The organism is Streptomyces fuscigenes (genome assembly GCF_021556455.1).
GTDB lineage: Bacteria > Actinomycetota > Actinomycetes > Streptomycetales > Streptomycetaceae > Streptomyces > Streptomyces fuscigenes.
In genome coordinates, this window is record NZ_JAKGCV010000250.1 from 1 (window position 1) to 8,281 (window position 8,281).

The window sequence follows — 8,281 nt, forward strand, 5'->3', positions numbered from 1 at the left end:
CTGGGGCACGTCCCCGAGGCGCTGGCCGCGCAGCAGCGCCCACGCGGCCGCGGCGGTGAGCAGCAGGATCACCGCGCCGGCGCCCGCGGCCAGCCGCAGACCGCTCATGAACGACTCCTGGGCCGCGGCGAGCAGCGCGTCTCCCGGCCTGCCGAGGCCGGCCGCCGCCTCGACGGCCCCGCCGAGCGACTCGTGGGCCGCGGCGGACGCGTCCGCCGGGACTCCGGGGGGCGTCGCGAACCCTCGGTAGACCCCGGTCACGATGGTGCCGAGCAGCGCGATGCCGAGGGCGGCACCCAGCTCGTAGGCGGTCTCGGAGACGGCGGCCGCCGCTCCCGCCTCCTCCTTGGGCACGCTGCCGAGGAGGACGTCCGCGGTCACGGTGAAGCTGAAGCCCGCGCCGATGCCGACGACCAGCAGCACGGCGCCGAGCGCCGGGTACGCGGTGTGCTCGCCGAACAGCGTCACCGCGGCGAGCGCCAGGCCGACGGCCGTGAGCCCTCCGGACACGACGACCCGTACGGAGGTGCGGCGCGCCGCGCGCCCCGCGACCAGCCCGGTGGCCACGGCGCCGACGGCCGCCGGGATCTCGGCGAGGCCGGCCTCCAGCGGGTCGCGGCCCTGCACGAGTTGCAGGTACTGCGACAGGAAGAACACGAGCCCGGACAGGCCGAGGATGGTCAGCAGGTCGGCGAGGACGGCCCCCCGGAACCCGCGGCGCTGGAACAGCCGCATGTCCAGCAGCGGCACCGGCAGCGTCAGCTGGCGCCGCACGAACCAGGCCAGTGCCACGGCGCCCGCCAGCGCGGTCGCGCCGACCGCGGGGCCCGGGCCGTGGGCCGCGGTCTCCTTGACCGCATAGACCACGCCGATCACCCCGACCAGGGACAGCAGCACGCTCGGCACGTCCCACGGGCCGGGCCGCGGGTTGCGGGACTCCGGCAGCAGCCGGACGCCGACGATCACCAGGACGGCCATCACCGGCAGGTTGATCAGGAACACCGAGCCCCACCAGAAGTGCTCCAGCAGGAAGCCGCCGACGACCGGGCCCACGGCCGTCCCCGCCGACGCCATCGCGCCCCAGATCCCCACGGCGAGGCTGCGTTCCCTCGGGTCGTGGAAGATGTTGCGGATCAGGGCCAGGGTCGCCGGCATCAGGGTCGCCCCGGCCACGCCGAGCAGCGCCCGCGCGACGATCATCATCTCCGGGCTGGCCGCGTAGGCGTTGAGCACGGAGATCCCGCCGAAGGCGACCGATCCGCACAGCAGCAGCTTCTTGCGGCCGATCCGGTCGCCGAGGCTGCCCATCGAGACGAGGAGCCCGGCGATCACGAACGAGTAGATGTCGCCGATCCACAGCAGCTGGGTGCTGGAGGGGCGCAGGTCCTCGCTGAGGAACGGCGTGGCCAGGCCGAGCACGGTCGCGTCGACCGCCACCAGCAGGACGGCGAGGACGAGCACGGCCAGCGCGAGCCAGCGGCCCGCCCCGCCGGACTGCCCGGCGCGCGGCTCCGGCGCCAGCCCGCGGGGGGTCGCGGTCGTGTGGCCGCTCATGTACTCACGCTCCGTCGTGCGCCGCCGAGCAGCAGCTCGGCGGTCATGTACGGGAAGTCCCTGGCCGCGAGCCGGCCGTCCTGGATGGACCAGGCGCAGGCGCCGATCAGCCCGTAGAGGGCCTCGGTCAGCCAGGCGGGCGGCAGGTCGATGCGGAACTCGCCGCCTTCCTGGCCGCGGCGGAACAGCGCCGAGATCCGGGCGTCTATGCGGTTCCAGCCGGCGTGCACGTCGTCCTCGAAGAGCTGGTTCTCGGTGACGAGGAAGGCCAGCAGTCCCGCGGCGGGCTCGACCGCGGCGACGAAGCGGCGCAGGGCGTCCTCGGCGGGGCCGTCGTCGAGGCGGGCCCGGTCGAGCGCCGCCTCCGTCTCCTGTATGCCGAGCGCCTCCAGCGCCTTGACCAGGGCCTCGCGCCCGGCGAAGTGGCGGTGCAGGGTGGCGCGGCCGATCCCGGCGGCACGGGCAACGTCGTCCATGGTGGCGCTCGCCCGGCGGGTGAGGAGGGCGGCGGCACTGCGCAGTACGTGGTCACGGTCGACAGCCATGAGACGACCCTAACCCGGATGAGACAGTTTCGTCTCAGCGGGTGGGGGATGTCACGCCTGCCCCCGGGCCATGTCCGGTCGGGTCCGGTCACGGGATATCTTGATGTCGAGCAATATTGCAGAAGTCCTTGCTGACGTGAGCAACGTGGAGCGGAGCACCGGTGACTGACTCGACCATCATCTATACGCACACCGACGAGGCGCCGGCCCTGGCGACCTATTCGTTCCTGCCGGTGATCGAGGCCTACGCCTCCACGGCCGGCGTCGCCGTGGAGAGCCGGGACATCTCCCTGGCCGGGCGGATCATCGCCCAGTTCCCCGAGCGTCTCAAGGAGGAGCAGCGCGTCGGCGACGCCCTCGCGGAGCTGGGCGAACTCGCCAAGACGCCGGGCGCCAACATCATCAAGCTGCCCAACATCTCGGCCTCCATCCCGCAGCTGAAGGCCGCGGTCGCCGAGCTCCAGGGCCAGGGCTACGCGCTGCCGGACTACCCGGACGACCCGAAGACCGACGAGGAGCGCGACATCCGCGCCCGCTACGACAAGGTCAAGGGCAGCGCCGTCAACCCGGTCCTGCGCGAGGGCAACTCCGACCGCCGCGCGCCGGCGTCCGTGAAGAACTACGCACGCAACCACCCGCACCGCATGGGCGCCTGGACGGCCGAGTCGAAGACGAACGTCGCGCACATGGCCGCGGACGACTTCCGGTCCACCGAGAAGTCCGCCGTCATCACCGCCGACGGCTCCCTGCGCATCGAGCTGTCGGGCGACGACGGCACCACCACCGTGCTGCGCGAGTCCGTGCCGGTCCTCAAGGACGAGGTCGTGGACGCGTCGGTCATGCACGTGGCCGCGCTGCGCGAGTTCCTCACCGCGCAGATCGCCGAGGCCAAGCGCCAGGGCGTGCTGTTCTCCGTGCACCTGAAGGCCACGATGATGAAGGTCTCCGACCCGATCATCTTCGGCCACGTCGTGCGCGCGTTCTTCCCGAAGACGTTCGCCGAGTACGGCGACGTGCTCGCGGCGGCCGGCCTGACCCCGAACGACGGTCTCGGCGGCATCCTCAAGGGCATCGAGGCACTCGACGAGGGCGCCGCGATCAAGGCGTCCTTCGACGCGGAGCTCGCCGAGGGCCCGGAGCTCGCGATGGTCGACTCGGACCGCGGCATCACGAACCTGCACGTGCCGAGCGACGTCATCGTGGACGCGTCCATGCCGGCGATGATCCGCACCTCCGGCCACATGTGGGGCAAGGACGGCGGCGAGCACGACACCCTGGCCGTCATCCCCGACAGCAGCTACGCGGGCATCTACCAGGCCACCATCGAGGACTGCCGCGCGCACGGCGCCTTCGACCCGGCCACCATGGGCTCGGTGCCGAACGTGGGCCTGATGGCCCAGGCCGCCGAGGAGTACGGCAGCCACGACAAGACCTTCGAGATCGCCACGACCGGCACGGTCCGCGTGCTCGACGCGTCCGGCACGGCGGTACTGGAGCAGGCCGTCGGCGCCGGCGACATCTTCCGCATGTGCCAGACCAAGGACGTGCCGATCCGCGACTGGGTCAAGCTCGCCGTCACGCGCGCCCGTGCCACCGGCTCCCCGGCCGTGTTCTGGCTGGACGAGAGCCGCGCGCACGACCGCAACCTGATCGAGAAGGTCAGGGCGTACCTGCCGGAGCACGACACCGAGGGCCTGACCATCGAGATCAAGTCGCCCGTCGACGCGATCACGTACTCCCTGGAGCGCATCCGCCGCGGCGAGGACACCATCTCCGTCACGGGCAACGTGCTGCGCGACTACCTGACGGACCTCTTCCCGATCCTGGAGCTCGGCACGAGCGCCAAGATGCTCTCCGTGGTCCCGCTGATCAACGGCGGCGGCCTGTTCGAGACGGGCGCGGGCGGCTCCGCGCCCAAGCACGTGCAGCAGCTCGTCAAGGAGAACTACCTGCGCTGGGACAGCCTGGGCGAGTTCCTGGCCCTCGCGGTCAGCTTCGAGCAGCTCGCGAACACCACGGGCAACGCCCGTGCCAAGGTCCTCGCGGACACCCTGGACCGCGCCACCGGCACGTTCCTCGACACGGACAAGTCGCCGAGCCGCCGCGTCGGCGGGATCGACAACCGCGGCAGCCACTTCTACCTGGCCCTGTACTGGGCCCAGGAGCTGGCGAAGCAGACCGAGGACGCCCAGCTGGCCGAGGCGTTCGCGGGCCTCGCGAAGACGCTGAAGGAGCAGGAGGGGACCATCGTCGACGAGCTGATCGCGGTGCAGGGCTCCCCCGTCGAGCTGGGCGGCTACTACCAGCCGGACCCGGCGAGGGCGGCCGCCGCGATGCGTCCGTCGAAGACGCTCAACCAGGCGATCGACGCGCTGAAGGCCTGACCCGGGACGTGCGGGGCCGGTTCGCCGGCCGCCGCACGATCCCCGGCGCGCCTCGGGGCATCGTCCCGGCAGGCGCAGTATGCACGCCGGCCGGGCCGGCGTCGGGGCGGGCCCGCGGCCCGGCGTCCGGCGGCCTGTCCGGACCGGTGCGCGGCCCGTCCTACGGCATGGGGAGGAACCGTCAGCGACTCCGGCGAGATGCCCGGTGACGAGCCGGGCGGCGAGACGTCCGGGGACCCCGGAGGGGTGCCGGCCGCGTTCGCGGCGCGGCGCGAGCGCCTCTTCGGCGAGGCCCGGCGCGAGGTCGACGAGGCGCGGGCCCGGCTGATCGAGACGATGAGCACCGGATCAGGGGTGCCCGACGCGCTCGACGCGCTGGAACGTGCCGTGGAGCGGCGCGCGGCGCGCAGGATCCGCGATCACGACTGGCGGGCCGTAGGAGCCGACCCGGAGACGGCGGCGGCGGTCGCCGCCTTCGTCGACCGGGCGCCCTCCTGAAAACAGCTCACGCGCACGCGGAAGCCCAGGTCACGACGGTGTCGTGACCTGGGCTTCCGTTACCTCGGTCGCTGCTCGCGACGGCAGGGGCGGCAGGAGTCGAACCTACGGCCTACGCTTTTGGAGAGCGTTGCTCTGGCCTCTGAGCTACACCCCTTGGGCGCTTTCGACTGTGCCAGGTGCGCATCAGGGGTGCCATCTGATTATCCGTGTGTCGGCTCTCCATACCCCGAATGGCCGTCAGCTCGGGCCCGCGGCCCCTCACTTCCTCGCGGTGGCCCACGCGTGCTGGATGACCAGGTCGGCCTTGAGTTCCGCGAGCTGCACCGCGACGGCCGAGGGGGCCGTGCCGCCGCGCCCGTTGCGGGAGGCCAGCGCGCCCTGCACGTTGAGGACGGACCGCACGTCGGGCGTCAGGTGCGGCGAGATCTTGGCGAACTGCTCGTCCGTCAGCTCGTCGAGCTCGATGCCCAGCGCCTCGCACTCCTTGACGCACTCCCCCGCGACCTCGTGGGCGACGCGGAACGGCACGCCCTGCTTGACCAGCCACTCCGCGATGTCCGTCGCCAGCGAGAAGCCGGCCGGGGCCAGCTCCTCCATCCGGGTCCGGTTGATCTTCAGCGTGGCCATCATGCCGGTGAAGGCGGGGAGCAGGAGCTCCAGTTGGTCGCAGGAGTCGAAGACGGGCTCCTTGTCCTCCTGGAGGTCGCGGTTGTACGCGAGCGGCAGCGCCTTGAGGGTCGCCATCAGCCCGGACAGGTTGCCGATGAGGCGCCCGGACTTGCCGCGGGCGAGCTCCGCGATGTCGGGGTTCTTCTTCTGCGGCATGATCGACGAGCCGGTCGAGTAGGCGTCGTTCAGCGTCACGAAGGAGAACTCCTTCGTGTTCCACAGGATGATCTCCTCGGCGATGCGGGAGATGTTCACCCCGATCATCGCCGTGATGAAGGTGAACTCCGCGACGAAGTCGCGGGAGGCCGTGCCGTCGATGGAGTTGCCGACCGAGCCGCGCTCGAAGCCGAGGTCCACCGCCACGGCCTCCGGGTCGAGGCCGAGCGAGGAGCCCGCGAGCGCGCCGGAGCCGTAGGGGGAGACGGCCGTGCGCTTGTCCCACTGGCGCAGCCGCTCCGCGTCCCGCGACAGCGCCTGGACGTGCGCGAGCACGTGGTGGGCGAACAGCACGGGCTGCGCGTGCTGGAGGTGGGTGCGGCCCGGCATGGCGACGGTGGGGTGCGCGTCGGCGAGGCCGACGAGCGCGTCCTGGAGGTCGGCGACCAGGCCGCCGATGGTCCGCGCGTGGTCGCGCAGGTACATCCGGAAGAGGGTGGCCACCTGGTCGTTGCGCGAACGGCCGGCGCGGAGCTTGCCGCCGAGGTCGGGGCCGAGGCGCTCCAGCAGGCCGCGCTCCAGCGCGGTGTGCACGTCCTCGTCGGCGACGGTGCCGGTGAACGATCCGCTCGCGACGTCGTCCTCCAGCTGGGCGAGGCCCGCGAGCATCTCGGTCAGCTCGTCCGCCGTGAGCAGCCCGGCCTTGTGGAGGACGCGTGCGTGGGCGCGGGAGCCGGCGATGTCGTAGGGGGCGAGGCGCCAGTCGAAGTGCACGGACGCGGAGAGCTTGGCCAAGGCGTCGGCGGGACCGTCGGCGAACCGGCCGCCCCACAGCCGGACGTCACCGTTGTTGCTGCTCACTGCTGCTCCCGGGATGGAGGGACGGATGGGTGGAAGTGGAAGGGAAAGCGGGTCGAGAGGATACGGGCCCCCGCGCGCGGTCGCCCGCGGCGCGGGCCCGGACCGCCGCCGCCTCCCCGCCCACGGGGGAACGGGGAGGCGGTGGGATGCCGCCGCGGCCGCCGCGCGGGCGGCCCGGTGGCAGTGGCCGTCTCAGCCCTGGAGGTCGCGCTTCGCCGCGATCTTCGAGGAGAGGCCGAAGATCTCGATGAAGCCCTGCGCCTTGGACTGGTCGAACGTGTCGCCGGTGTCGTAGGTCGCCAGGTCGAAGTCGTAGAGCGACTCCTGCGAGCGGCGGCCGGTGACCACGGCGCGGCCGGCGTGCAGGGTCATCCGGACGTCGCCGGTGACGTGCTCGTTGGCCTCGTCGATGAAGCCGTCGAGCGCGCGCTTGAGCGGGGAGAACCACTGGCCGTCGTAGACCAGTTCGCCCCAGCGCTGCTCGACCTGCCGCTTGTAGCGGGCGAGTTCGCGCTCGACGGTGACGTTCTCCAGCTCCTGGTGGGCGGTGATCAGCGCGATCGCGCCCGGCGCCTCGTAGACCTCGCGGGACTTGATGCCCACGAGCCGGTCCTCGACCATGTCGATGCGGCCGATGCCCTGGGCGCCGGCGCGCTCGTTGAGCTGCTGGATGGCCTGCAGGACGGTGACCGGCCTGCCGTCGATCGCGACGGGGACGCCGGCCTTGAAGGAGATGACGACCTCGTCGGCGTCGCGGGGCGTCGCCGGGTTCTGCGTGTAGTCGTAGACGTCCTCGGTCGGCGCGTTCCAGATGTCCTCCAGGAAGCCCGTCTCGACCGCGCGCCCGAAGACGTTCTGGTCGATGGAGTACGGCGACTTCTTGGTGGTGGCGATCGGGAGGTCGTTCTGCTCGCAGAACGCGATGGCCTTGTCGCGGGTCATCGCGTAGTCGCGGACCGGGGCGATGCACGTGAGCCCGGGGGCGAGGGCGACGATGCCGGCCTCGAAGCGGACCTGGTCGTTGCCCTTGCCGGTGCAGCCGTGGGCGACGGTGTCGGCGCCGTGCTTGCCGGCCGCTGCGACGAGGTGCTTGACGATGACGGGCCGGGAGAGGGCGGAGACCAGCGGATAGCGGTCCATGTAGAGAGCGTTGGCCTTGATCGCCGGCAGGCAGTAGCCCTCGGCGAACTCGTCCTTGGCGTCGGCGACCTCGGCCTCGACGGCACCGCAGGCGAGCGCCCGCTTGCGGATGACGTCCATGTCCTCGCCGCCCTGGCCGACGTCGACGGCGACGGCGACGACCTCGGCGCCGGTCTCCTCGGCGATCCAGCCGATGGCGACGGACGTGTCCAGGCCGCCGGAGTACGCGAGTACGACGCGCTCGGTCACGGATGTCTCCTCTGGATGCGTTCGCTGATAGGTATAACTATGCAAGCCTCTGCATGGTTTGTCAAAGCCCCTCCTCGCGCTCGAAAGGTGGCGCGGCGCCCGTCCGGTGCTCTCGCGACCGCCCGGCGCGGCGCCCGTCCGGTGCGGCGAAGGCCGTGCGTCCGGCGCCCGGGGGAACGGGCTCGGCCGTCCGGCCCCGCACGGCACCCCCCGCCCGCCGCG

At 72.1% G+C, this 8,281-nt stretch carries 6 protein-coding genes and 1 tRNA gene; 2 read left to right on the plus strand and 5 right to left on the minus strand.

All coding sequences use genetic code 11. The annotated features are described in order from the left end of the window. Together L1885_RS18920 and L1885_RS18925 are read right to left on the minus strand one after the other, a co-directional pair. On the minus strand, positions 1 to 1,554 hold a 1,554-nt coding region (locus L1885_RS18920), incomplete at its 3' end, for an MFS transporter (RefSeq protein WP_372481976.1). Continuing rightward, positions 1,551 to 2,099 carry a TetR/AcrR family transcriptional regulator gene (locus L1885_RS18925; RefSeq protein ID WP_235798337.1) on the minus strand — a complete coding sequence of 183 codons (549 nt, stop codon included), beginning with the start codon at positions 2,097 to 2,099 and terminating at the stop codon, positions 1,551 to 1,553. The genes L1885_RS18925 and L1885_RS18920, both read right to left, overlap by 4 nt. Positions 2,100 to 2,260: 161 nt before the next feature. Here L1885_RS18925 and L1885_RS18930 point away from each other — a divergent pair, with 161 nt between their 5' ends. After that, complete coding sequence (locus tag L1885_RS18930) at positions 2,261 to 4,483, plus strand: NADP-dependent isocitrate dehydrogenase (RefSeq protein ID WP_235798338.1); 2,223 nt, start codon at positions 2,261 to 2,263, stop codon at positions 4,481 to 4,483. A 198-nt stretch (positions 4,484 to 4,681) separates the two neighbouring features. Continuing rightward, the gene (locus tag L1885_RS18935; RefSeq protein ID WP_235798339.1) at positions 4,682 to 4,981 is read left to right on the plus strand and encodes a hypothetical protein; all 300 of its coding nucleotides are present in this window, start codon (positions 4,682 to 4,684) and stop codon (positions 4,979 to 4,981) included. Between the two features lie 84 nt (positions 4,982 to 5,065). Here L1885_RS18935 and L1885_RS18940 read toward each other — a convergent pair. The 3 genes from L1885_RS18940 to L1885_RS18950 form a co-directional block, all read right to left on the minus strand. After that, a tRNA-Trp gene (locus tag L1885_RS18940) sits at positions 5,066 to 5,138 on the minus strand. Between the two features lie 104 nt (positions 5,139 to 5,242). Continuing rightward, entirely contained in the window at positions 5,243 to 6,670 is a 1,428-nt protein-coding gene (argH, locus tag L1885_RS18945; protein ID WP_235798340.1) for an argininosuccinate lyase, read from the minus strand. A 192-nt stretch (positions 6,671 to 6,862) separates the two neighbouring features. Beyond that, positions 6,863 to 8,059, minus strand: a complete 1,197-nt coding sequence (locus tag L1885_RS18950) for an argininosuccinate synthase (protein ID WP_235798341.1) — start codon at positions 8,057 to 8,059, stop codon at positions 6,863 to 6,865. Positions 8,060 to 8,281 lie beyond the last annotated feature (222 nt).

Bases quoted from the DNA above. Each gene is read 5' to 3' on its own strand.
- L1885_RS18925 (WP_235798337.1), bottom strand. From the start codon at position 2,099: ATGGCTGTCGACCGTGACCACGTACTGCGCAGTGCCGCCGCCCTCCTC.
- L1885_RS18935 (WP_235798339.1), top strand. From the start codon at position 4,682: ATGCCCGGTGACGAGCCGGGCGGCGAGACGTCCGGGGACCCCGGAGGG.